Annotated in this window: 18 protein-coding genes; 9 read left to right on the plus strand and 9 right to left on the minus strand. The window is 63.7% G+C overall.

Annotated elements, in window-relative coordinates; genetic code table 11:
- Positions 1 to 3: 3 nt before the first annotated feature.
- Genes nirB through cobA form a run of 4 tightly spaced genes read left to right on the plus strand, consistent with a single transcriptional unit; the run spans position 4 to position 6179 of the window.
- Positions 4 to 2448 (plus strand): nitrite reductase large subunit NirB, encoded by a 2445-nt coding sequence (gene nirB, locus AiwAL_RS00375; protein WP_262311888.1) that lies wholly within the window; start codon positions 4 to 6, stop codon positions 2446 to 2448.
- The gene (nirD, locus tag AiwAL_RS00380) at positions 2448 to 2792 is read left to right on the plus strand and encodes a nitrite reductase small subunit NirD (RefSeq protein ID WP_235704752.1); all 345 of its coding nucleotides are present in this window, start codon (positions 2448 to 2450) and stop codon (positions 2790 to 2792) included. The genes nirB and nirD overlap by 1 nt, the downstream gene beginning before the upstream one ends.
- On the plus strand, positions 2792 to 5407 hold the full coding sequence (locus AiwAL_RS00385) for a molybdopterin-dependent oxidoreductase (RefSeq protein WP_262311891.1): 2616 nt from the start codon (positions 2792 to 2794) through the stop codon (positions 5405 to 5407). Before nirD ends, AiwAL_RS00385 begins: the two co-directional genes overlap by 1 nt.
- Positions 5382 to 6179, plus strand: coding sequence for a uroporphyrinogen-III C-methyltransferase (gene cobA, locus AiwAL_RS00390; protein ID WP_262311892.1), 798 nt, complete (start codon positions 5382 to 5384; stop codon positions 6177 to 6179). Before AiwAL_RS00385 ends, cobA begins: the two co-directional genes overlap by 26 nt.
- Here cobA and AiwAL_RS00395 read toward each other — a convergent pair.
- The 4 genes from AiwAL_RS00395 to AiwAL_RS00410 all read right to left on the minus strand — a co-directional run bounded on the left by AiwAL_RS00395 (position 6134) and on the right by AiwAL_RS00410 (position 10410).
- The gene (locus AiwAL_RS00395; protein WP_262311893.1) at positions 6134 to 6787 is read right to left on the minus strand and encodes an energy transducer TonB; all 654 of its coding nucleotides are present in this window, start codon (positions 6785 to 6787) and stop codon (positions 6134 to 6136) included. The genes cobA and AiwAL_RS00395 overlap by 46 nt on opposite strands.
- A gap of 38 nt (positions 6788 to 6825) precedes the next feature.
- Positions 6826 to 7230, minus strand: coding sequence for a biopolymer transporter ExbD (locus tag AiwAL_RS00400; protein ID WP_235704757.1), 405 nt, complete (start codon positions 7228 to 7230; stop codon positions 6826 to 6828).
- Positions 7231 to 7240: 10 nt separating this feature from the next.
- Complete coding sequence (locus tag AiwAL_RS00405) at positions 7241 to 7909, minus strand: MotA/TolQ/ExbB proton channel family protein (protein ID WP_235704758.1); 669 nt, start codon at positions 7907 to 7909, stop codon at positions 7241 to 7243.
- A gap of 98 nt (positions 7910 to 8007) precedes the next feature.
- Entirely contained in the window at positions 8008 to 10410 is a 2403-nt protein-coding gene (locus tag AiwAL_RS00410) for a TonB-dependent receptor (protein WP_262311895.1), read from the minus strand.
- 260 nt (positions 10411 to 10670) lie between these two features.
- Between AiwAL_RS00410 and AiwAL_RS00415 the strand changes: the two genes are divergently transcribed.
- Positions 10671 to 11723, plus strand: a complete 1053-nt coding sequence (locus AiwAL_RS00415; protein WP_262311896.1) for an aldo/keto reductase — start codon at positions 10671 to 10673, stop codon at positions 11721 to 11723.
- A 3-nt stretch (positions 11724 to 11726) separates the two neighbouring features.
- Positions 11727 to 13151, plus strand: coding sequence for an MFS transporter (locus tag AiwAL_RS00420; protein WP_235704762.1), 1425 nt, complete (start codon positions 11727 to 11729; stop codon positions 13149 to 13151).
- Here the strand turns inward: AiwAL_RS00420 and AiwAL_RS00425 are convergent.
- From AiwAL_RS00425 to tsaE, 5 genes are read right to left on the minus strand one after another with little or no spacing between them, the layout of a single operon-like run.
- On the minus strand, positions 13134 to 13547 hold the full coding sequence (locus tag AiwAL_RS00425) for an acyl-CoA thioesterase (protein ID WP_235704763.1): 414 nt from the start codon (positions 13545 to 13547) through the stop codon (positions 13134 to 13136). The two genes, AiwAL_RS00420 and AiwAL_RS00425, sit on opposite strands and share 18 nt — an antisense overlap.
- Positions 13548 to 13554: 7 nt before the next feature.
- Positions 13555 to 13911, minus strand: coding sequence for a thioredoxin (gene trxA / locus AiwAL_RS00430; protein ID WP_235704764.1), 357 nt, complete (start codon positions 13909 to 13911; stop codon positions 13555 to 13557).
- Positions 13912 to 13964: 53 nt separating this feature from the next.
- Positions 13965 to 17444, minus strand: a complete 3480-nt coding sequence (gene addA / locus AiwAL_RS00435; RefSeq protein ID WP_262311897.1) for a double-strand break repair helicase AddA — start codon at positions 17442 to 17444, stop codon at positions 13965 to 13967.
- Positions 17441 to 20356 carry a double-strand break repair protein AddB gene (gene addB, locus AiwAL_RS00440; RefSeq protein ID WP_262311898.1) on the minus strand — a complete coding sequence of 972 codons (2916 nt, stop codon included), beginning with the start codon at positions 20354 to 20356 and terminating at the stop codon, positions 17441 to 17443. The genes addA and addB overlap by 4 nt, the downstream gene beginning before the upstream one ends.
- The gene (gene tsaE / locus AiwAL_RS00445; protein ID WP_262311899.1) at positions 20353 to 20799 is read right to left on the minus strand and encodes a tRNA (adenosine(37)-N6)-threonylcarbamoyltransferase complex ATPase subunit type 1 TsaE; all 447 of its coding nucleotides are present in this window, start codon (positions 20797 to 20799) and stop codon (positions 20353 to 20355) included. The genes addB and tsaE overlap by 4 nt, the downstream gene beginning before the upstream one ends.
- Before the next feature lie 73 nt (positions 20800 to 20872).
- Here tsaE and AiwAL_RS00450 point away from each other — a divergent pair, with 73 nt between their 5' ends.
- From AiwAL_RS00450 to egtD, 3 genes are all read left to right on the plus strand, one after another.
- The gene (locus AiwAL_RS00450; protein ID WP_235704768.1) at positions 20873 to 21889 is read left to right on the plus strand and encodes an NAD(P)/FAD-dependent oxidoreductase; all 1017 of its coding nucleotides are present in this window, start codon (positions 20873 to 20875) and stop codon (positions 21887 to 21889) included.
- 127 nt (positions 21890 to 22016) lie between these two features.
- Positions 22017 to 23198 (plus strand): ergothioneine biosynthesis protein EgtB, encoded by a 1182-nt coding sequence (gene egtB / locus AiwAL_RS00455; protein WP_235704769.1) that lies wholly within the window; start codon positions 22017 to 22019, stop codon positions 23196 to 23198.
- A gap of 3 nt (positions 23199 to 23201) precedes the next feature.
- Positions 23202 to 24146, plus strand: coding sequence for an L-histidine N(alpha)-methyltransferase (gene egtD / locus AiwAL_RS00460; protein ID WP_235704771.1), 945 nt, complete (start codon positions 23202 to 23204; stop codon positions 24144 to 24146).
- Positions 24147 to 24179: the final 33 nt, after the last annotated feature.

Here is a 24179-nt window from a genome sequence, read left to right on the forward strand (position 1 = left end):
AATATGGATGGCTTCAAAATGTCGCGTCCGCGCCTTGTCGTGATCGGCAACGGCATGGCGGGAATGCGAACCGTCGAAGAAATTCTTTCGGCCGCACCGGGATATTTCGATATCACGGTGTTCGGTGGCGAGCCGCAGCCGAATTACGACCGGATCATGCTGTCGCCGCTTCTGGCCGGCGACAAGAATTTCACCGACATCGTGCTCAACGATTATGATTGGTATGAAGCGAATAACATTCGGTTGATCGCCGGCGAACATGTCGATTGGATCGACCGCAAGAAGCGCATCGTGCGAGGCGCTCACGGCAACGACGTGCCCTACGACATCGCGCTTCTCGCGACCGGATCGAATCCGTTCGTCTTGCCGATCCAGGGTGCGGAACTCGACGGCGTGCAGACGTTTCGGACTGTCGCGGATGTCGAGGACATGCTCGCGGTGGCCAAGCCAGGCTGCAAGGCCGTGGTGATCGGTGGCGGATTGCTGGGTCTTGAGGCAGCGCACGGGCTTAATCTGCGTGGCGCCGATGTCACCGTAATCCATCTCATGCCGACATTGATGGAACGCCAGCTCGATGCCTCCGCGGCGCATCTATTGGAACGCGCGCTGACCGCGCGGGGTATGACCATTCTGACCGCGACCGAAACCGCCACCTTTGTGGGGGACGAACAAGTGCGGGCAGTGCGGCTGAAGGATGGCACGGAAATCGAGGCGGATCTTGTGGTGATGGCGGTCGGAATTCGTCCTAACGCAGGGTTGGCACGCGCCGTCGGCCTTACGTGTAACCGCGGAGTGATTGTCGATGACTGGATGAGGACCTCCGATCCAGAGATTTTCGCGATCGGCGAATGCGTCGAGCATGACGGCGAGGTGTTCGGGCTGGTCGCGCCGATCTGGGAAATGGCCAAGATTGCCGCGAATGCCATGACGGGTAATCAGGGGCCGGGATTTTGCCCGACCGTGAGCATCGCGCGGCTGAAGGTTTCGGGGATCGATATGGTCTCGGCCGGCGCCTTCATGGGCGATGCGACGACCGACGATATCGTTCTGCGCGATGCGTCGCGTGGCATCTACAAGCGACTGGTGTTGCGGGAAAATCGGATCGTCGGCATCGTGGCGTTTGGCGATGCGCGCGATTCCGGGTGGCACTTTCAGTTGATGAAAGACGAAACGGATATCGAAACGTTTCGGGACAGCGTGATTTTCGGCCCTGCACTGGATGGGGCGGCCGGCCCGGCGGAGGTGGTTCTGGCGCTGCCGGATCATGCCGAGATTTGCGGTTGCAACGGGATCGCAAAAGGCAAGATCGTCTCGGCGATTTCCGAATTCGGCCTCACGACGCTGGAAGCCGTTCGTGCACGTACCAAGGCCTCGTCGTCCTGCGGTTCATGCACGATGCAGGTCGAGGCGCTTCTTAAGGCGACAATCGGCAATGCCTACGCGCCGGTCATGGTAAAATCGATGTGCACGTGCACAGATCTGTCGCATGACGAAGTGCGGCGACGTATCCTGGGGGGTGATCTCAAATCGATTTCGGCCGTGATGCAGGCGCTGGAATGGAAGACACCGGATGGTTGCCATTCCTGTCGGCCGGCACTGAATTTTTACCTGCTCTGCGCATGGCCGGGTGAATATGTCGATGATGCGCAGTCACGCTTCGTCAACGAACGAATGCACGCGAATATCCAGAAAGACGGAACGTTTTCGGTTGTGCCGCGCATGTGGGGCGGAGTGACCAATGCGCGGGAATTGCGCGCGATCGCCGATGTGGTCGAAAAATTCGACATTCCAGAAGTCAAGATAACCGGCGGCCAGCGCATCGACATGCTAGGAGTGAGGCGCGAGGATCTGCCTGCGGTATGGCGCGATCTGAATGCGGCGGGCCTGGTGTCCGGTCATGCTTATGGCAAGGCGCTGCGTACCGTGAAAACCTGCGTGGGGTCGGAATGGTGCCGGTTCGGGACACAGAATTCGACGGCGATGGGAATCGCGCTGGAGAAGATGTCCTGGGGCTCGTGGCATCCGCACAAGGTCAAAATGGCGGTGTCGGGTTGTCCGCGCAATTGCGCGGAATCCTCGATCAAGGATTTCGGCGTGATCGCAACCGAGGCGGGTTGGGATCTGCTGGTCGGCGGCAATGGCGGAATCAAGCTGCGCGGTGCCGAGCTGCTGTGCAAGGTGACGATGGCGGATGAGGTTCTTGAATACTGCGCTGCCTTTCTTCAGGTCTATCGGGAGGAAGCGCTATATTTGGAGCGGACGGCGCATTGGATCGAGCGGGTCGGCATCGATTACGTGAAGTCGCGCATTGTCGAGGATGCCGAAGGACGCGCCGCTCTGGCCGAGCGCTTCCATCATGCCCAGCAATTCGCACAGGTCGATCCATGGGAAGAGCGTTCCGCCGGCCCGACGCCGCCAAGCTATGTCGATGTCGCGGAGCTGGTCTGATGGATGGCATGATGGTCGATCCGGTTTTTGTCGATATCGCGGCGGTGGACGAGATTCCGGCGCGCGGCGCGCGCACGGTGTCAACGGCACATGGGCCGGTCGCGATTTTTCGTACCGGCGATAACGCTATATTCGCATTGCGCGATCGCTGCCCTCATCGCGGCGGACCATTGAGTCAAGGCATCGTGCACGGCCATGGCGTGACATGCCCGCTTCATAACTGGGTGATTTCGCTGGAAACGGGTTCTGCTTCGGACGAGGATGCCCCTTGTGTCGCGCGGTTTCCGCTTCGCATTGAAGCGGGACGGATTCTGCTCGGCATTGCTGGACCGATCGCGGCCTGATGAACACGACCTGCCCGTATTGTGGGGTCGGATGCGGGGTTGTTGCCGGACGGGATGGGATTGTTGGCGATCCCGATCATCCGGCGAATCGTGGCAAGCTGTGCGTAAAGGGCACGACGCTTGGGTTGACCCTGGATGACCGGGACCGGCTGGTCGCTCCGATGATCGGTGGACAACAAGCGAGTTGGCCCGAAGCGTTCGATGTCGTGGCAAAGCGATTTGGCGAGGCGATTGCCGAGCGTGGACCGGATTCGGTTGCGTTCTATGTGTCGGGACAATTCCTGACCGAGGATTATTATATCGCTAACAAGCTGATGAAGGGATTCATCGGCTCCGGCAATATCGATACCAACTCGCGCCTGTGTATGGCTTCGCCGGTGGCGGCTCAGATCAGGGCATTTGGCGAGGATCTGGTGCCGGGCATTTATGAGGATTTCGACGAAGCCGATTTGATTTTGTTTGTTGGATCAAACGCGGCGTGGTGTCATCCTGTGTTGTTCCAGCGCGCGTTGCGGGCGCGTGAATCACGGGGGACACGGATCGTCGCGATCGACCCACGCCGGAGTGCGACGGCCGATCTCGCCGATCTGCACATTCAAATCGCACCTGGTGGCGATCTTGCGTTATTTGCCGCGCTATTTGCCAAATGTGCGGCAAAAGGCGCACTCGACTACGATTTCATTGCCCGGCATACGGCTGGGTTCGACGCCGCCTTGGCAATGGCGCACCAGGCCGATCCTGGTATCGACGCCGAGTTGTTTGACCAATTTGCCGACATGATCGCCGGCACGCCGCGGCTCGTCACGGCGTTTTCCCAAGGTGTCAATCAATCGGTCATCGGAACCGACACCGTAAATGCGATTTTGAACCTGCATCTCGCTACCGGACGGATCGGCAAGCCGGGTGCGGGGCCGTTTTCGCTTACAGGACAGCCGAACGCGATGGGCGGACGCGAAGTGGGCGGTCTCGCGACTCAACTCGCCGCCCATCTTTCCTTCGACGATTCCGCGCATCGGGATATTCTGGCGCGGTTCTGGAATGCGCCGAATCTCGCTCGCAAGCCGGGCCTCAAGGCGATCGATTTGTTCGACGCGGTGCATGACGGACGGATCAAGGCATTGTGGATTGCCGGCACCAATCCGGCCGAATCTTTGCCGCGCAGCGCGCTTGTTCGCGAAGCTCTCGAACGTTGCCCCTTCGTCGTTGTTGCCGATTGCTGGCCGACGGCGACATCGTCGCGTGCCGATGTGGTTCTGCCGGCCGCCGGCTGGTCGGAGAAGGATGGTACTGTCACCAATTCCGAGCGCATGATCTCACGCCAGCGCGCATTCCGTCCAGCACCGGGTGAGGCCAAACCGGATTGGTGGATGTTCAAGGAAGTTGCGTGCCGCATGGGATTTGGCGAAGCTTTCGCATACTCCAGCACGGCGTCGATTTTCCGAGAACATGCCGCTTTGTCAACTTTCGAGAACGATGGTGCGCGAGTGTTCGATCTGGGTCCGCTCGCGGCGATGCCCGATGAGGATTATGACGCGATGCGGCCAATTCAATGGCCCGTCGGCCGGGCGGAGCCGCGTCTGTTCGGCGACGGCAGGTTCCCGACGACCGATGGCAGGGCGCGGTTTGTGGCTGTCTCAGCCGAGCATGGAGCGGTAGATGAGGAGAAAAAATTCACGCTGAATACGGGGCGGTTGCGCGACCAGTGGCACACCATGACGCGCACCGGGCGCGTGCCGGAGCTCATGGCGCATCGCGAGGCGGCGGCCGCGACCATTGCACCGGCCGACGCCGCGCGGTTGGGCATCGCGACCGGCGATCTGGCCGCGATCGGCAACGAACGGGGACAATTGATTCTGCCGGCCATGATCGGAGCGGACCAGGCCTCGGGTTCGATCTTCATGGCAATGCACTGGACCGAGGCGCATGGCAGCGCAAGCACGGTCAATATGCTGGCGGGCGCCGAGCGAGATCCGATTTCCGGTGAACCAGCCTTCAAGCATGGCAAAGTAACGATGAGGCGTATCGTGGCCCAGTGGCATGGCGTGGCGCTTGCGCGCACGGTGCTTTCGGTGCGATCCAAGGTAAACGACCATGCGGTGTGGTCGCGCACGCCGCGCGTGGGAGGACTGGTTCAGTTCGGCTTCACTGGATTCTTGCCTTTGCGCGAGGATACGACTTGCCGGTCCTTGGCCAGTTCTCTTCTGGAACTTCCAGAAACGGTCGAAATGCTCGACTATACGGATGCGCGGCGCGGCGTATTTCGTCTCGCGGTGATGAGGGGCGGGGTCTTGGTATTCGTGCTGCATGTCGCTTCCGATCGAGCGGCGCTACCGTCGGCCGATTCTCTGGAAAAGCTGTTTGCGCGACGATGGGTCGAGCCCGATCCGGCGGTTCTGCTGGCTGGACGCGGAGCGAGCAGCGCCGCGCCGGGAGGCGGGATCGTTTGTGTCTGTCATCAGGTGACCGAACCGATGATACGTGCCGCAATCAAGGTGCGGGGGCTTGCGACGATCGACGCGATCGGTGCGGCGACGAAGGCAGGAACCGGCTGCGGTTCCTGCATTTCCGAACTCAAAGGATTTTTGCACCATGAACCGATTCTCGCAGCAGGTTGACCGCGAGATTCATCCCGTCGTTCTTGCCGGAGCCGGGCCGGGCGATCCTGAATTGCTGACGGTGAAGGCGCTGCGCGCCATCGAGGCCGCCGAGGTGATTTTGCACGATGCGCTGGTCGAGCAGCGGATTCTTGCACTGGCCCCGACCGCTAGGCTGGTGAATGTCGGCAAAAGATGCGGCCATCATGCCATGAAGCAGCACGAAATCAACGCATCGCTGATCGCGGAGGCGATGAACGGCGCGCGGGTATTGCGACTGAAGGGCGGCGATCCGATGATTTTCGGCCGAGCCAGCGAGGAAATCGCGGCGCTGCGTGCGGCGGATATCGAGGTCGTGGTAATTCCCGGCATTACCGCGGCAAGCGCCGCCGCATCATCGATCCAGGCGTCGCTGACATCGCGCGATGTGGCCCGAAGCGTGATATTCATCACCGGCCATGGCAGCGACGGAAGTTTGCCGGAGCAGGATTGGCCGGCTTTGGCGCGGATGCGTTCGAGTTTTGCGTTTTACATGGGGGCCCGGCACGCACGGGCGATTGCGGAACGACTGATCGACGCCGGACTCGACCCGGCGACGCCCGGCGTGATCGTGACCAATATCAGCCGTCCCGACGAACGGTACCGAAACGGGCGGCTGATCGATCTTGCCGATGGGATCGCGGCGGAGGATCTCACATCGCCCGCCTTGATCCTGATCGGTGCGGCATTCGATGCAGCGTTTGCGGTTCAGCCGGCGCGCAGCTTGACCTGCAAGGTGAAGGTGATGGGATGATGCGGCATTTTCGGTGAGAAGGGCGGGAATCGGGTCGCCCGCACCGATGCCAGCGCAGCCTTGTCGATTGGTGGCGCACCGGACGAGCGGATGACCGACACGCCGAGCAGCGCACCGCTGGGGGCGATGTCGATCGCGACGGTCGTTATCCCGCGCAAATGCATCATTTCGACGAGCTGCGGCACACGGAGATCGTTCTGGACCGATTGATGGACTAGGGCTGCGTAGCGCTCGGTCGCGTTTTCCTGCTGTGCCGCCGAGACGACGGGCTGCGGTGGCGGCGGGGGCGGTTGCGGTTTCGGTACCGCGATATGCGGTATCGGTTTCACCGGGTGCGGAATTGGTCGCGGTTTTGGGATTGGCTTAGGCGGCGGCGGGAGCGGCTTCGGCGGTGCGAGCGGCAGGGGTGGCGGCGGTATCGGTTTCGGCGGCTTGGGCAGTGGCTTCGGTTTCGGCGGCGGCGCGATCATTTGGATCTTCATGATGCGCGGTCGGTGATTGGCGACCGGACCGGCTTGATTTGTGAAATGGACAAAACCGATCACGGCGATAATTTCAAGGACCAGCGCCACGCCCAGAGCACGGCCGAACAGGTCGCGCTCCTGCATGATGGGCGAAGCACGGTTTGTTCCGATCACAGCCGACATTATTCAGCCGTCGGCTTGGCGGCGATGCCGATATCGGTGACACCGGCTCTGCGCGCGGCATCCATCACGGTGACGAAATGCTGGAACGCGACATGCTTCGAGGCCGCGATGGTCACCTGGGTCTTTACCGTGTCGCCGTCCGACTGAAACAGGGATGTGAGCTGATCGGGGGTAAACACCTTGTCTTTCACTTTCACGGTGCCGTCCCTCAGGATATTCACCGTGAATTTCGGGTGCTTCAGGCGATGGGTCTGACTCGATGTCGGCAATTGCAGGGAAACACCGGCATCCGGAATCATCTGCAGGGTGACGATGATGAAGAAAACCAGCAGGAATAGCATGACGTCGATCATGGGAATGATCTCGACGCGTGCCTTCTTGACTTCGAAATAGCGGAGTTTCACAGCAAATCCTCTATTCGGCGACGGCTTTGATGCCGGTGCGCGCGCGCATCATCGGCACGATGGGAGCGCCATCGGTGCGGTTGAGCACCATGGTTTTGATGGTGTCGAGCTGATGAAGGATCAACCGCACCTGGTTGGAGAGCATGTTGAAGGCGGCGAGGCCGAGCATCGCGATCAGGATGCCGAAAGCGGTCGCGACGAGAGCGTCCGCGACGCCGCCGGTGACTTCGGCGGACGCATGGCCGGGTCTGGCGAGAACCGAGAAGGCATGGAACATGCCGATGATGGTGCCGAACAGCCCGAGCAAGGGCGCCAAGGTGACGATGGTGTCGAGCACCCAGAGGCGCTGGTCGAGTCGGGGGGCGACCAGCATGATCGCCTCGTCCATCCGGTTGCCCATGGCCTCGGCATCGGCGTCGGCCACGTGATGCAAGGCGGTATCGAGCAGCACGGCCTCGGGTTGCCTGCCGGCGAAATCGCGCATCTGCTCAAGATCGCCCGGCGACAGGCTGCCCATGCCGGCCATACGCCGGACCAGGGCATTGCCGCGCAGAATCGCCCGGCGCAAATACCAGACCCGATCGAGCATGACCGCGGTTGCGAGCAGGAACAGGATCGCGAGGATATAGAGAACGCCGTCGGAATAATTGGCGAGATGGATGATATAGGCGAGAGTCATAATCGCTGTCTCCGGCGGTTACAGGCGCGGCGCAGCCTTAGCCGACGCCGCGCCGCGATAGTGTGAAGGATCGATGACGGTTTGGGTTTGCAACGATATCAGAAATGCATCCCGATACTGCCGTAAATCGTGAACGGCGCGCCGGGATAGGCAAGCAGATAGCCACCATTCGCGGTCCCGAAATAACCGCCGGACGAAATATATTCATACTGATTGTAGCGGTTGTTGGTGACGTTCAAAGCAGTCAACTTGAAATCGACCGATTTCCTGCCGGCATAGGGTAGTGTCAGCGGCATCGCCACCTTGAGCGACAGGTTGAAGGTGCCGTATCCCGGCATGGTCTGGCGACTCGGTGCGCCGGTCATGTTGTTGAACAGGTTTTGAGTGCCGGTGAACTGATACCAGGCGCGCGGCTGAATCAGCGTGCTACCGAACAGATACTCGTAATAGGCGCCGATATTCAGGTTGGTTTGCGGCACATAGGGCACCTTGCGTCCATTGTAGCTGGTGCCGGGCTTGGCGGAGCCGGCGCCGGTCACGTAGTTGGTATAGGTTGCATGCACGATCGAGGCGTTGCCGAAGACATGCAGGGCGTAGATCGGATTGTCGTCGAAGAACAAATTGGCGCCCTGATAGAGCGAGGTGCCGTTGGCGGAAATCGTGTTGCCGTTGGCCAGCGTGAATTTCAGCGCCTGCTTGGCGTAGCGGAGGTGGAAATAGCTCACGCCTGCCAGGAAATGGTGCAGGAATCCGGCGTTATCGATGTGGAATTTCGCGCCAGCCTGGAATTCCTGGCCGAGTTCGAGGTGATACGAGTTCGGATCGATCGACTGGAACAATCCGCCGCCGCCGCCGAGCGCAGGAGTACGCAACGCTTCCTCGTAGCTGCCATAGACCGACATCCAGGGCAGAACCCGCAGATTGACCGAAAGCGACGGCTCGACGCCATTGCGGCTTTCGTGAGCACCGCAACTGGCGCCCTGATCCGTCGTGTTGCCCTTGGTGGATGCGCTGGTGAGCGGGCAATGGGTCGACAGAATGACTCCTGGAGCAAAGCCGAAATCCTGAAGCGAGGAGTTCGAATAGCTGGTCTGGAAGCTGACGAAACGGATGCCGGGAGTAATGTGCAGAGCGCTGATCGGGTGGATATCATCCTGAACGAACAAAGCAAAATCGTCCTGGTTGAAATAGGAAGAACGGATCTTGCCTTTGATGTTCACGATGTGTTTGTTGCCGCCGTCAGCCGGATTGTAGAAATTGTTGCGCGAGTTGTAGGTGTCATGAATATAGTAACCGCCGAAATTCAACGTATTGAATGGAAGTTTCGCGGTTAACCAGACCTTGTCGCCGAATATATTAGTATAAGGGTTGTTGTATTCGTCCTGTTGCGGTCTTGCGTTGTAGAGATCCGTGATTCTCGAATGAACCCGACTGATATTCTCATACCAGGTCAGATTATGCAGGGTGGTCGAGTCATCGAGATGGATATTCTCCTTGCCGTAGACCATCCAGAGTGCATTGGTGTCGAATTTCTCATAGGTATTGAATGGCAGCGCGCTGTAATAGCCCGAGGTCTTCTGACTGTAGAGTGTGGAACCCGCCTGTCCCGGATTGCCGGTGATGGTAACGCCCGCCTGCGGCGTGGTGGGGATCACCGGCACGCGATAGCCCGCGCTGCGCGCGAAATAACCGCCGAACTGGATATTGCCGGCGGAGAAATGCTTGATGGTTTTCAGATAGATCGAGTAATTTTCGGCTGGGCTGCGAAATCCGTCGGCGGCGGTGCGGAAGCTGTCGCCGTCGCCGACGCCACCCGCGATCACGGTGGACCAGCCGTGATAAATGCCGGTTCGCAGATCGAACTCGATGTTCTTCTGGCCGTAGCTGCCATAGGTCAGCGTGATGTCGCCGCCCGGTTTTGTCGTCGGTTGCGCCGGCGTGAACTCTACCCCGCCACCGATATTGTTGTACCAGCGATCGACCGGGTTGCCCGGCCCGTAGGTGACGGTCGTGCTCTGGATCATTCCGGTTTGCGGAATCGTGTTCGATTGCCAAAGATCGGTCGAAGGATCGACGATCGGCACGCCGTCCAGGGTCACGCCAATCGCGCCGTTGCCGGTGAAGCCGCCGTAACCGCCCCAGCCTTGTTGCACGCCGTCAAGCGTGATGGTGTATTTCGATGCACCGCTATTGCCGTAGCCTGAAATATTCACGCCGGGCGAGTAGGAGAGGATTTGCGCGGCACCTGCCACCGGCCCGGCGGCGTCCATGATCGCACGGCCGAGAACCCGCCGGGTCGTGCCGGATTTGAAAATTTTCTTCTGGGGCGGCGCCTTTGTGGTGCCGGGTAGGGCGGCGGCGCCGGAAGCACTCACCTCGCCAGCGTTCACCGCCTGGGCGTGGACGAGAATCGGAGCGAAAGCCGTGCCGGATAGCAGGAACGCCATGAGTGTCTTGCGTGTGGTGTTTGTCTTGATGTTGACGTGTCGGCTGGGGGCCACGACCGCTCTCCTTTGTTGACCAGATCGATGCGCGTAACGGCGCGTAACGGGCGGGCGGGAGAAACCAGATGAACGGATGGCAAGCAATCGTTCAGCACCGGGCAATCGTGAAGTTTCATGGAATCTTCAAGGAAGTTTCTCGAAACTGTCATAGGGTCGATCTTGCCGAATCGGAGCAGCTCAAAACTGCCCTTGAGCAAAGCGTTTCGCGATACGACATGAACCCGGTTCGACTGTCATTCAGCCACGGGGGGGAATTCATGGATTATCGTTTGCTCGGCCGGTCCGGCCTGAAAGTTTCGGCGCTGACGCTCGGCACCATGACGATGGGCGGCAAGGGCGTGTTCGGGATGGTCGGCAATGTCGGGGTCGGCGAGGCGCGCCGGCAGATCGATATGTGTTTCGATGCCGGGGTCAACCTGATCGATACGGCGGATATCTATTCGACGGGCGGCTCCGAGGAAATCGTCGGCGAGGTTTTGGGCGGCAAGCGCAAATCCGACGTACTGATCGCGACCAAGGTGCGGTTTCCGATGGGCGACGGGCCGAACGATGCCGGCCTGTCGCGCCACCACATCGTCGCCGGATGCGAGGCGAGCTTGAAACGCCTGCGCCGGGACGTGATCGACCTGTACCAGGTGCATGAATGGGATGGGTTGACCCCACTGGAAGAGACGATTGAGGCGTTGGACACGCTGATTCGCCACGGCAAGGTGCGTTACGTGGGGTGTTCGAATTATTCCGCCTGGCATGTGATGAAGGCGCTGTGGGTCGCGGATGCGGCGCATCGGCAGCGGTTTGTCAGTCAGCAGATCCATTACACGTTGCAGGCGCGCGAAGCGGAGAACGAATTGATTCCGCTGTCGATCGATCAGGGGCTTGGCGTATTGGTGTGGAGTCCGCTCGCCGGCGGGCTGCTGTCGGGCAAGCATCGGCGCGATCGAAAAGTGCCGGAAGGCTCGCGGCAACTGGCGGGGTGGGATGAACCGCCGATCCATGACGAAGCCAGATTATGGACTATCGTCGATGCGCTGGTGGAGATTGCCGACGCATGCGGTGTCAGCGGCGCGCAGATCGCCTTGGCGTGGCTGCTGGGACGCCCGGCGGTGACGTCGGTGATCATCGGAGCGCGCAACGAAAAACAGCTTGCCGATAATCTGAACGCGGCAAGCCTGGAACTGACAGAGGCGGAACGCGCAAAGCTGAACAAGGTGAGCGCGCCGCCCTTGCAATATCCCTACTGGCACCAATTGCAGACGGCGAAGGACCGGCTCGGGAAGGCCGATCTTTCGCTGCTTGGCCCGCATCTGTAACCCGTGGTGGCGACGCCGTCGGTCGTGACGGATATTCCGGCCCGGCTCGACCGATTGCCTTGGGCGCGGTTTCACTGGCTGGTGGTCACGGCGCTTGGCGTCACCTGGATTCTCGACGGACTCGAAGTCACCATGGTGGGCTCGCTTTCCGGCGCGATCGCGAAGGCGCCGGAGATGCATCTATCCAGTGCCGATGTCGGCGCACTGGGCAGCGCCTATGTGGCGGGCGCGGTGCTCGGGGCGTTGTTTTTCGGCTGGCTGACCGATCGCCTGGGCCGCAAGCGTCTGTTCACCGTCACCTTGCTCGTCTATCTCCTGGCAACGATCGCTTCGGGATTGTCCTGGAATTTTGTGTCGCTTCTGGTGTTCCGGTTCGTCACCGGAACCGGCATCGGCGGCGAGTATTCGGCGATCAATGCGACCATTCAGGAACTGATCCCGGCACGGCGGCGCGGCTTTACCGATCTGGTGATCAACGGCAGCTACTGGATCGGTGCTGCAATTGGTGCGCTTGGCGCGCTGGCGGCGCTCGATCCGCATATCGTCGCAGCCGACCATGGCTGGCGGCTCGCCTTCATCATCGGCGGCGCGATTGCCGGTATCGCGTTGCTGCTGCGCCGGTTCATTCCCGAAAGTCCACGCTGGCTGATGACCCATGGCGACCCGGAAGCGGCGGAGCGGATCATGGCCGAAATCGAGCGGCGCGTAAGCACTGCCCCTCCCGAATCCAGGTTGAAAACAATCCGGCTTCGGACCGATGTAACATCCTGGTTCGGCGTCGGGTTGCACGCCCTGTTCACGCGCTATCGCCAGAGGGCCATGCTCGGCATTTCGCTGATGACCGCGCAGGCATTCTGCTACAATGCGATTTTCTTCACCTATGCGCTGGTGCTGACGAAATTCTATCGCGTGCCGAGCGGCCGCGTCGGGCTGTACATCCTGCCCTTCGCGCTCGGCAATTTCGCGGGGCCGCTTCTGCTGGGCCGATTCTTCGATTCGCTCGGCCGGCGCGCGATGATTGCCGGAACCTATGCGATTTCTGGAATCTTGATGGCTCTGACGGGGTATTTGTTCATGCTCGGTACGCTGGGCGCGTCGGGGCAGACCGCGGCCTGGACGGTGATTTTCTTTTTCGCCTCGGCGGCGGCGAGTTCCGCCTATCTCACGGTTAGCGAAAGTTTCCCACTGGAAATCCGTGCCATCGCGATCGCGATTTTCTATGCGTTCGGTACGGCGCTGGGCGGTATTATCGGCCCGATCCTGTTCGGCGCGCTGATTGGCAGCGGCGCACGAGTCAACGTGTTCTACGGCTATCTGCTCGGCGGTGGGCTGATGGCTGCTGCTGCGTGCATCGAAGCCGTCATCGGCGTCGATGCCGCGCGCGTGCCGCTGGAAGACATTGCGCGCCCGCTATCGGAGATCGGCTGAACCTGCCGCGATCGGGCGCGGCCGCCCTTCGCTGTCGATCGCGACGAAGGTGAACACCGCTTTGGTGACGCGCCGTTCGCTCGCCGAATCCCGCGCCCGCCGCCACGCCTCGACATTGACGCGGATCGAGGTGCGCCCCACCGACACCAGATCGGCATAGACGCTGACTTCATCGCCGATTTTCACCGGGCGGATGAAGCTCATCGCGTCGACCGCGACGGTCGCGATCCGGCCATGGGCGATGCGGCCCGCGAGGTTGCTGCCGCCGAGGTCCATCTGCGCCATCAGCCAGCCGCCGAAAATATCGCCATTGGCATTGGCGTCGGCGGGCATGGCGATGGCGCGGATCATCGGCGTCGCATCGGGCGGGGTTTCCGCCTCGTCGGTCTGCGGCATCAGCCCCTCAAACCGCCTTGGCGGTTTGAGCTGTATCGCCAAGGTTCTTGTCGATCCAGGCTTTCAGGACACTTTTCGGCGCCGCGCCGACATGGGTTGCCGCCGGCTTGCCGTCCTTGAACAGGATCAGGGTCGGGATGCCGCGCACGCCGAACTTGGTCGGCGTCATCGGGTTTTCGTCGATATTCACCTTGGCGATCGAAAGTTTGCCGGCATATTCGCCACCGAGTTCTTCGAGGGCCGGAGCGATGACGCGGCAGGGGCCGCACCATTCGGCCCAGAAATCGACCAGAACGGGCTCCTTCGATTCCAGCACCGAAATCGAGAATTCGGCGTCGGAGACGGGTTTTGATACAGCGCTCATGAGCGGGACTCCTGTAGAATTGTTTCACAGAATGGCGCGTCGCCGCCATGGGATCAAGCCGATGATGGCTGGTGCGGTTGCGGTGCATGGCGGATGAGCAGCGGCTCCGGCACCGGCATGACCGCGCCGGTGGCGGTCCAGATGAGCAGGGTGGAAACGGGTTTGTCGGGATGGATCGCCCGCAGCACCGAGCCATAGGCGGCCAACTGGGCGAGATAGGCCGACGGAATCGCCTCGGGGGCGGTAGGCGGTGCGCGGTCGGTCTTGTAGTCGGCGATCAGGATGCGATCGGGCAGAAGCACGAGCCGGTCGATCAGGCCGCCGATTTCCACGCCGTTCACGATGCCGGCGATCGGCGCCTCGGCGCGCGAATCGGGGCCGAATAGCGATGCCAGTTCTGGATGGCCAAGCACGTGCATCACGCAGGCGGCGATATCGTCTTGGGCGCCGATGCTCAGGCCATGGGCCTTCTGGCGCAGATAGGTCTGGGCGGCGCCGAGCCGGCGATGCTCGGGCAGATCGGGCAGATGCTGCAGCAGCGCATGGATCAGGCGGCCGCGCGCCAGCGCCGCCGCCCGGCCTGATGCGGTCATCGCCGCGCGCGGCGAGGCGCTGGCAAGGCCGGATGCCCCGCCTTCGGCACTGCGGCTCGGCACCAGCCGGTCGATCCGGCCGGAAGGCAAGGGTGGCGGGGGGGCGCGCCAACCGGAGCCGGCATCGAGCCAGGGCGGCGGATCGGCCGCGGTGACGGTGACGCGCCGCCCGGTCCGGTCCGGCGCGGCGGTCTGCGCGCTGGCGGCGACGCGTGCGTGTTCAGCCCAGGGCAGGGCGATGCCGGTTTCCACAACATCGTTCAGCCGGTCGAACCCGGCGCGGATCTTCTCATACCAGCAGGATGCCGGCGGTCCGTTCTTCGGTGAGGCGCCGCAGACGATCAGATGGTCCTCGGCTCTGGTCAGGGCGACATAGAGCAGACGATTATATTCCTCCAGCATCGCGCTTCGCGCCTCGGCAGCCGCATCCGCGACTGCCTGACTGCGCAGACCGGCGCGCGGGCAGAATATCGGCACGCGCAGATTGTCCTGGGGTACTGCCATCCAGTGCAGCGTGTTGCCTTGCTTGGGAATCCCCGTGGTATCCGGGAGAATGACCAAAGGCGCCTGCAGCCCCTTCGCACCGTGTACGGTCATCAGCCGCACCGAATCGCCAGAAGCCTCGGCTTCACGCTTGATTTCGGCGGCGGCGGCATCAAGTGCCGCGAGGAAGCCTTGCAGGCTGGCGGGTTCGCGCCGGCCATACTCCAGCGCGGTCGCCAGCAACTCGTCGATCGGTTCGGCGGATTCCGGCCCGAGGCGGGCAAGGAGTTTTGCCCGTCCGCCCAAAGGCCCGAGCACCTCGGCGAACAGGCGGTAAGGCGAAACGAAATCCGTCCGTGCCTGCGCGGCGGCGAACAGATCGCGTGCTTCCGCGAAGACCGGGCGCTCCGCCGCGCGGGCGAACAGCGCATCGCGCAGGCTGCCGCGCCTGGACATGGCGAGGTCCATCACATCATCGTCCGACAAGCCGCCGAGCGGGCTGGCCAGAACCGTCGCGACCGCGACATCGTCTTCCGGCAGAAGCAGCGCCTGGGCGAGGGCGATCAGGTCCGCGACCGCGCGGTTTTCGGTCAGCACCATGCGGTCGAGCCCGGCGACCGGAACCCCGGCATCCTTCAGGGCGCGGGTCAGCGCCGGGCCGAATTCGTTCCGGGTTCTCACCAGGATCAGGATATCGCCCGCCGTCAGCGCCCGGCCGCGCGACAGAAGCGGCATTTTCGTCTCGATCCGCCGCTTGATCCAGGTGGCCAGGCCATCGGCGAGGCGCCGCCGCGCCGAGGCTTGGCGGGCGTAATCGTCGGTGACGGCCCAGGGCTGCAATTCGGGGTCGGGGTCGGCCGGGGCGAGCGGCCAGAGTGTCGCCGATCCGGCCTGTCCCGCGCGACTCACCCCGTGGATCAGCGATTCGCCCGGCAGAACCACGCCGTCGCGCGCTTCGCCAGTCGCGAAGACCTGATCGGCCAAAGCGAGGACGGGCGCGGTGGAGCGGAACGAGGTCGCGAGCGTGCCTTCGTGCCAGAGTGCCCCGGCGTTGCGCACCTGCCGGCCGATTTTGCTCCGCCAGGCGTCGAAACTGGCGAGATCGGCGCCCTGGAAGGAGTAGATCGACTGTTTCCGGTCGCCGACCGCAAAGATCGTGCGATCGGCATTATTTTTTACCCCCTCTCCGGCGAAGAACTCCTGGGCGATCGCGTCGATCACGCCCCATTGCGCGGGGGCGATATCCTGCACCTCGTCGAGCAATATGTGATCGATCCCGCCGTCCAGCTTATAGAGCACCCAGGCGGCGCCGGGATCGAACAGAAGCCGCGCGGCGCGGGCGATCAGATCGCCGTAATCGAAGCGGGAGTCGCGGAGTTTCGCTCCGGCCTCGGCGGCGCGGATCGGCAGCAGAAGCCCGGTCAGCGCGGCGGAGAGCCGCGCGAGGTCGCGCGCCGCCAGCCGATCGTCATGGGCGATGATCCGCGCCTGTTCGGCGGCGATGGTTTCGGCCAGAGCGGGGGCGGATTGGTCGAGCGCCTTGCTCACGAAGGCCGATTTCGCCCGAGCCTCGCCCTTGCCGGTCAGGAAACCGTCGCGCCAGCCCTCCCACGCGGCAAGGCGCCCCGCCGCATCCTTCGCAAGCCAATCGAGGAGTAACAGCGCGCGCTCCTGGGCTTTTGGTGAACTATCGGTGGCAATCCGGCGCAGGCAGGTGCCGAGCGAGATTTCGTCCGGTGGGGCGACCGCCGCGTCCCACAACTCGGTTTCGTCCGATTCGGGAGCATCGAGGGCGGCACGCTGCATCGCCTCGATCGCCGCCGCATCCTGATGCCGGTCGAGCAGGCGGGTGAGCAGCGCACGCGAATCGGTGAGGAGCCGGTCGGTCAATTCGGCGAATTGCAGCTCGGAGATTTCCCCCGCGAGCAGGCGCAGCGCGGCATGGGAGGCATCCATCCGGTCACCGAGGACGGATTCGCGCGCCGAGCGTCGCCGCTCGGCGGCTTCCGAGTCGTCGGAGACGGCGAAATGCGGCGATATGCCGGCTTCCAGCGGAAACCGGCGCAGCAGCGACTGGCAGAAAGCGTGGATCGTGTCGATTCGCATCCCGCCCGGCAGGTCGAGCACCACGCCGAACAGCGAGCGGGCGCGGCTTCGACTCGCCTCGGTGGTAACCACGTCCAGGCTTTCGAGGTCGGCATCGAGCGTCAGGCTATCCAAGGTCGCCCAGCGCCCGAGCCGGTCGCGCAGCCGGATCGCCATTTCCGCCGCCGCCGCGCGGGTGAAAGTGAGGCACAGGATGCGCGCCGGGCTGGCGCCGGACAGCATCAGGCGGAGCAGCCGGTCGGTCAGCAGCTTGGTCTTGCCCGACCCCGCCGAGGCACCGACGAATGCCGAAACACGTGGATCGGAGGCCGCACGCTGGGCGGCTTCAGCGGCCTGGACCGCGCGGCTCACGCGCTGTCCTCCCACTCAGCGCGGCGGGAAATGCCGGCGAAGGGGCGATCATGAGTTTGCCGTCCGGGATGCGGCGCATCGAGAAACGGCGTTGCCGGATCGGCGTAGCGCGCGAGCAGAAGGGGGATTTCGCTGCGCGCGGCGTCGATCACGGCGCGCAGCCGGTCGGCGTCACCCTTCAGGATGGCGCGGGTTTCGCCTTCGGTCGCCCCGCCGGACAGTTTCCAGTAGACGAGTTCCGTCACCGTGCCGCGGCAGGATGCGCCGAACCCGCCGGCTTCGGCGATCACCGCTTCGAGCGGGAGTTGAGGCGCGCCGCCGGTTTCGATGGCCCGGTCGTCGGGCGGGCTGCCGGTCTTGTAGTCGATGATCGCGATGCCGTCCGCCCGGCGCTCGATCCGGTCGGCCCGGCCACGGAGTAAAAAACCATCGAATTCCCAGCATCCGGGAATTTCGGTCGCGATCGTCTCGGCCGGACCGTGCGCCGCGAGCCGGTCCCGTTCGATCGCCGCGATCCATCCGGCGATGCGCTCCAGCCTGACCCGCCAGAACGCCTCCAGCGCGCGGCGCAGCCGCTGCTTGCCCAGTTCGCGGCCGAACGCGGCGGCAAGCTTCTGCTCCGCATCCGGCGCCGCGGCCCAGACCGGATCGGTCGCCGCCTGCCTCAAGCCTTCATGAACGATGGTGCCGAACAGCCTGGTATCGGTTTCGGCGTCGAGCGGGTTGAGCGGGGTCAGCCGCATGATCCGGCTGGCATGGATCGCATAGGGATCGGCGAGCAGGGTGGTGATCTCGGAAATCGAGTAGCGCATCGGTCGGACTTCGGCTGGCGGGCGCGGCGCCGGGCGCGGCCGGATGATGCGGGCCGCCGGCTGGTCCAATTGCGCGGACCAGCTTGCTGCGGGATGACGGGCGAGACTTCGCCCGGCGCCGCGGAGCACAAGCTCGATCCGGGCGAGGAAGCGCGAGGGCACGGCGGGTGCCCGCCCGCGCCGGCGCGGCGCCGAGAGGATCACCGTATCGCAGGTGGCGATCAGGCTGGTCACGTCATGCGCGGCCTCGCCGATCAACCCCGCATCGTCGGGCAGCCCGGCGGCTTTACGCATCGGGCGCGACAGCCAGGGGCCCGGATCGGGCTCGGCCGGGAATACGCCTTCGACCATCCCGCCGAGGATCAGCGTATCCACGGTCTGCAACCGCGCTTCCATGATGCCCCAGATCGCGACGCGGGGATTGGCATCGCGCGCGCGGGTCCGGCGCAGCCTGGCATTCCCCAGGATCGTATCGAACAGTGCGGGCAATTCGCTCGGGGCGATATCGGGCAGACCATCGAGAGACGCGAGTTGCCGCGCGAGATGGTCCGACAGGGTGCTTCCTGCCTCCCCGGCCCAGAGTTTCGCGCCATCCGGCGCCTCGTCGGTACTCGTCAGCGCTTCGGCGGCTTCAATCAGTGCTCCGATCAGCGCGGCGGGCGATGCCGTCATCACTCCGCCGGCGTCGATCAGCGGCCGCAGCAGCGTCTGCAGCGCGGCGATGAACGCGGCGAGTTCCGCATCCTTTTCGGCTTCTGCGGCGTAGCGCAGGGCGGAGAATCCGGGTCCGGGCAAATGCTTGCGGAGCAGGATATCGAGCCGGCGGGCAAATCCGCGGCAAACCGCCGGGCTGCGTCCGGCGGCGGCGAGCGGGTGCTTCAGCAAAGCGAGCAATGGAACCGGCGCGTATTGCGCGGCCTGCGCCGTGGCGAGCAGCCGAAGCAGAATCGCCGGCGGGGTTTCGGCGAGTGGTTCGCCGGCGCTGTCTTCCGCCCGGATGCCAAGGCGTGCCAGTTCCGCCGACACCCGCACCGCCAGCCCGCGATCCGGCGTGACCAGGGCGGCATCGCGGCTCGGTGTTTCCAACGCGTCGCGCAGCGCGAGCGCGATGGCGCGCGCCTCGTCCTGTTCGTCGGCGGCGTCGAGCCGGAACATCCCCTCGACCAGCTCGACGAATTGCGTCTGCCATTCGGCGAGCGCCGCCGGGGGCAGGAAAGCCCGGCGCAGCAGGGCAATCCGGTTGGGCCGGCTGGCGGCGTTTTTTGCCGGCCATGATGCGACCTCCTCGCGCCGCGCGCCCATGGCGGTGAGCAGACGGCGCAGCCCGGCTTGCGGATGGGTGGGAGATGAATCCAGCGCGTCCCAGGCCGCATCGGACAAATCCGGGTCGAATCCGGCCAGGATCACCCTGCCCTGGTCGAGCCCGGCGACCACGCGGGCAAGCCGGGCGACCGCAGGAGATCCTGCGGCGATGCCGGCGAGCCAGACTTGTTGTGCCGGCGGATTGTCGCGCCAGAAGGTCACCTGCGTATCGAGCAGCAGGCGCAGCCGCCGCGCCGGATCGACCGCGCCGCGCGCGGCGAGAATCTCCGGCCAGGCGCGGGTGACGATGCCGAGGAAATCCAGCGTGCGCTGCCAGTGTTCGGCGAGATCGGGGGCGACGATGCCGGGCAGGGTTTCGGCGAGATCGATTTCCGCCTGTTCCGCCGCGTCGATCAGGAGTGCAAGGTCGTCGGCAAGGGTCAGCGCTTCGGCAAGCCGGGTCGGCGCGCCGTCCCGCCCGGCCATGCCGAGGATCAGCCGTGCCAGAATTGCCCGCCGTTCCTCGGGCGGAATCGCCGGCGGCAGATCGAGCCCGCCGGCGATGCCGAGGGAAGCTTCGTCGGGAGCGCCGATGGCGGTGATGCGCGGCAGGATTAGCGGCTTGCCATGGGCGGCAAGAAACCCGGCGGCGGCGGCACGGGCGGCACGGCGGGTCGGCAGGATCAGCAGCCCGTCGGCCGGATCGCGTCCCTCGGCGGCGGCGCTATCGAGCCAGGCATGGGCGAGGGCGGGCAGAAACTGCGCAGCCAGCGGGAATGCGGCGATATTCGGGGTCATGTAGCGCCCGCGACGAGCCGTTCGGGGCCATCGAGCGTCGCATGGCGGATTTCGCCGTCGCCCCAGGCGAGGGTGATGGTCAGCGCGTCGCGGGGCGCGAGAGGCCCCAATTTTTCCGGCCATTCGACCAGAGCGATCCCCGCCAGCGCCGTCTCGAAGCCGAGTTCGGCGACCTCGTCCGGGCCGCCGAGCCGCCAGAGGTCGAAATGCGCGATCGGCGGGTCGAGATCGTAGCTCTGCACCAGGGTGAAGCTCGGGCTCGGCACATCGAGCGCGGGATCGCCGGCGCGGGCGCGGATGAAAGCGCGGGCCAGGGTGGATTTCCCGGCACCCAGCGGCCCCGTGAGCAAGACAGCGTCGCCCGCCGTAGCGCGCGCGGCCAGTTCGCGCGCGAGGGCGACTGTCTCAGCCTCGCTATGGAGCAAAATCGTGCGAATCGCCATGCGGCCGATCCTGCCCGAACCGGCCGGCGCCGGCAAAGATTGACCGTCACCCGATTTCGGTTAGGCAGGGCGCATGGCAGAGACGATGACGGCCGATGTGGCCATTATCGGCGCCGGCCCGGTCGGGCTGTTCGCCGTGTTCGAATGCGGAATGTTGAAACTCTCGTCCGTGGTGATCGACGCGCTTGGCGAGGTGGGCGGCCAATGCGCGGCCCTCTATCCCGAGAAACCGATCTACGACATCCCGGCGCATCCGGCGATCGACGCGGCCGGGCTGATCGAAAAGCTGGAAGCGCAGGCCGCTCCCTTCGCGGCTCCCCGCCTGCTCGGCCGCTTGGTGACCGCAATCTCCGGCGAAGCGGGGGATTTCATCATCGCCACCGACCAGGGCGACACGGTTCGTGCCAAGGCCATCGTCATCGCCGCCGGCGCTGGCGCCTTCGGGCCGAACCGGCCACCGCTCGACAATCTTGCCTCCTATGAGGCCACCGGCGCCGTGCAATATTATGTCCGCCGGCGCGATACGCTGCGCGGCAAGCGCGTGGTGATCGCCGGCGGCGGCGATTCCGCCGTCGATTGGGCGCTTTCACTCAAGGATATCGCCGCCAGCGTCGCCGTGGTGCATCGGCGGGCAAAATTCCGCGCGGCCCCCGAAACCGCCGCCCAACTCGCCGGCGCCGCCGGACGCCGCGAAATCGACCTCGTGATTCCCTACCAGCTCCACGCGCTGCATGGCGAGGCGGGGGTGCTCCGCGCGGTCGAAGTGGCCGATCTCGACGGGAAAACCCGAAACCTGGACGCCGATATTCTTCTTGCGTTTTTCGGCCTCGCGACCGATCTGGGGCCGATCTCCCAATGGGGGCTCGATCTTGCGATGCATCATGTGATGGTGACGCCCTCGACCTGCGAGACCAGCACGCGCGGCATCTTTGCGATCGGTGACGTCGCGCACTATCCCGGCAAGCTCAAGCTGATCCTTCAGGGGTTTTCCGAGGCGGCGATGGCGGCGCACGCGATCCACCCGATCGTGCATCCCGGCGAGGCGCTGCATTTCGAGTATTCGACATCGAAAGGCGTCCCGGCCGTATGACCAGCTAAATTCCTGGATTTGCTTGAAATTTTATTGAATTTGCGGGCGACTGCAAAAAACCGAGGAAAACTCTACCAATGACGAGGAGCGCTCCCCATTTGCGACAGATCGGCGGGAGGAACTCCGAATGGACGCATTTTCAGGCTCGGTGGATACCTCGCGGTTTGCCGCCGTTCGCAACCATACGGAATATCTGGCCTCGGCATTGTCCGCCGAGGATCAGTGCATCCAGTCGATGCCCGACGCGAGTCCGGTCAAATGGCACCGCGCCCATACGACGTGGTTCTTCGAGCAGTTCGTTCTCGTGCCGCACCTGCCTGAGTACCGGATCTTCGATGCGGATTTTCAGTTCCTGTTCAATTCCTATTACGAAACGATCGGCGACCGGCAGCCGCGCCCGCAGCGGGGTCTGATTACCCGGCCGTCCTGCGACCACGTCACCGCGTATCGCGCCCATGTCGATGCCGCGATGGGGCGGCTGATCGGTCAACAGCGCAACAATCTCGCACATCTGATCGAACTCGGCCTGCAGCACGAACAGCAACACCAGGAATTGCTGCTCACCGACATCACCCACGCGTTCGCGCAGAACAAGCTGCTGCCGGCGGCGGTGCCGCATTTCGCCCGCCCGGCACCGATGCGCGGCGAGGCGCGGTTCGTCGCATTCGATGGCGGGTTGGTCGAAATCGGCCACCCCGGCGCGGGTTTTCATTTCGATAACGAGACACCGCGCCACCGTGTTCATCTCGAACCCTATCGTCTGGCGAACCGCCTGGTGCGCAACCGCGACTGGCTCGATTTCATGACCGATGGCGGCTACCGCACGGCAACGCTGTGGATGTCGGATGGCTGGGCCGAGGCGCAGGAACAACGCTGGTGCGCCCCGTTGCATTGGCGCAAGCGGGACGGGGTGTGGTTCGAGTTTGGTCCCGAAGGATTGCGGCGGCTCGATCCCGAGGCACCAGTTGCGCATATCTCCTGGTATGAAGCCGATGCGTTCGCCCGCTGGGCCTGGGCGCGGCTGCCGACCGAGGCAGAATGGGAAGCCGCGAGCGGCGATGCGCGTCTCTCCGAAATGACGGACACGGTTTGGCAATGGACCGCGAGCGCCTATGCGCCTTATCCGGGGTTTCGCCCGGTTCCCGGCGCGATCGGCGAATATAATGGAAAATTCATGATCAATCAGATGGTGCTGCGCGGCTCCTCGGTGGCGACCCCGCCGGGCCATGCGCGACCGAGCTATCGCAATTTCTACCATCCCGACAAACGCTGGCAGTTTTCCGGCCTGCGCCTCGCACAGGATTGTTGAGCGATGCCGGAGGGAAGCGGCGCGCTAGCGCCGGCGCGCAGCGATTTCGTGGCCGAGGCGCTGAACGGGCTGACCGCCCCGCGCAAATCGCTGCCGCCGAAATTCTTCTATGACGACGCCGGTTGCACGCTGTTCGGCGCGATCACCGAATTGCCGGAATACTACCCGACGCGCACGGAGCTTGGCATTCTGCGCGACATTGCCGGCGATCTCGCGGCACTGGTGCCGCCGGGTGCGGCGCTCGTCGAATACGGCGCGAGCGACGAGGCGAAGGCCGCGATCCTGTTCGCCGCACTCGATGTCGATGCCTATGTGCCGATCGATATCGCCCATCAGGCATTGACCGCGCTGAAATCGCGTCTGCGCTGGTCGCATCGCGCGGTCGCGCTGCATCCGATCGCGGCCGATTTCCTGGCCCCGGTGAAATTGCCCGCTGCGATCGGAGCAATGCCGAAACTCGGATTTTTTCCAGGCTCGACCATCGGCAATCTCGATCCTCCCGACGCGATCGCATTCCTGCGCCAGGTGCGCACGACGCTGGGCGTATGCGCTTCGCTGCTGATCGGCGTCGATCTCGAAAAATCCCCCGATATTCTGGTTCCGGCCTACGACGATGCGGCGGGGGTGACGGCGGCATTCAACCTGAACATGCTCACCCGGCTCAATCGCGAGGCGGATGCCGATTTCGATCTCGACCTGTTCGCCCATCGCGCGGTCTGGAACGACACGGCGAAGCGGATCGAGATGCACCTGGAAAGCCTTGTGGCGCAGAGCGTGCGTGTGGCGGGGCGGACCATCCGGTTCCGTGCCGGCGAGACGATCCATACCGAGAACAGCTACAAGTTCAGCATCGAACGCTTTGCCGGTCTCGCCACAAGGGCGGGATGGCACGTTGCGCGAAGCTGGACCGACGCCGAGCGGCTATTTTCGGTCCATTTGCTGAGTTAATACCAAATCTTATGAATCTCGACTCATGAGATT

Origin of the sequence: Acidiphilium sp. AL, assembly GCF_025499445.1 — a bacterium.
Lineage (GTDB): Bacteria > Pseudomonadota > Alphaproteobacteria > Acetobacterales > Acetobacteraceae > Acidiphilium > Acidiphilium iwatense.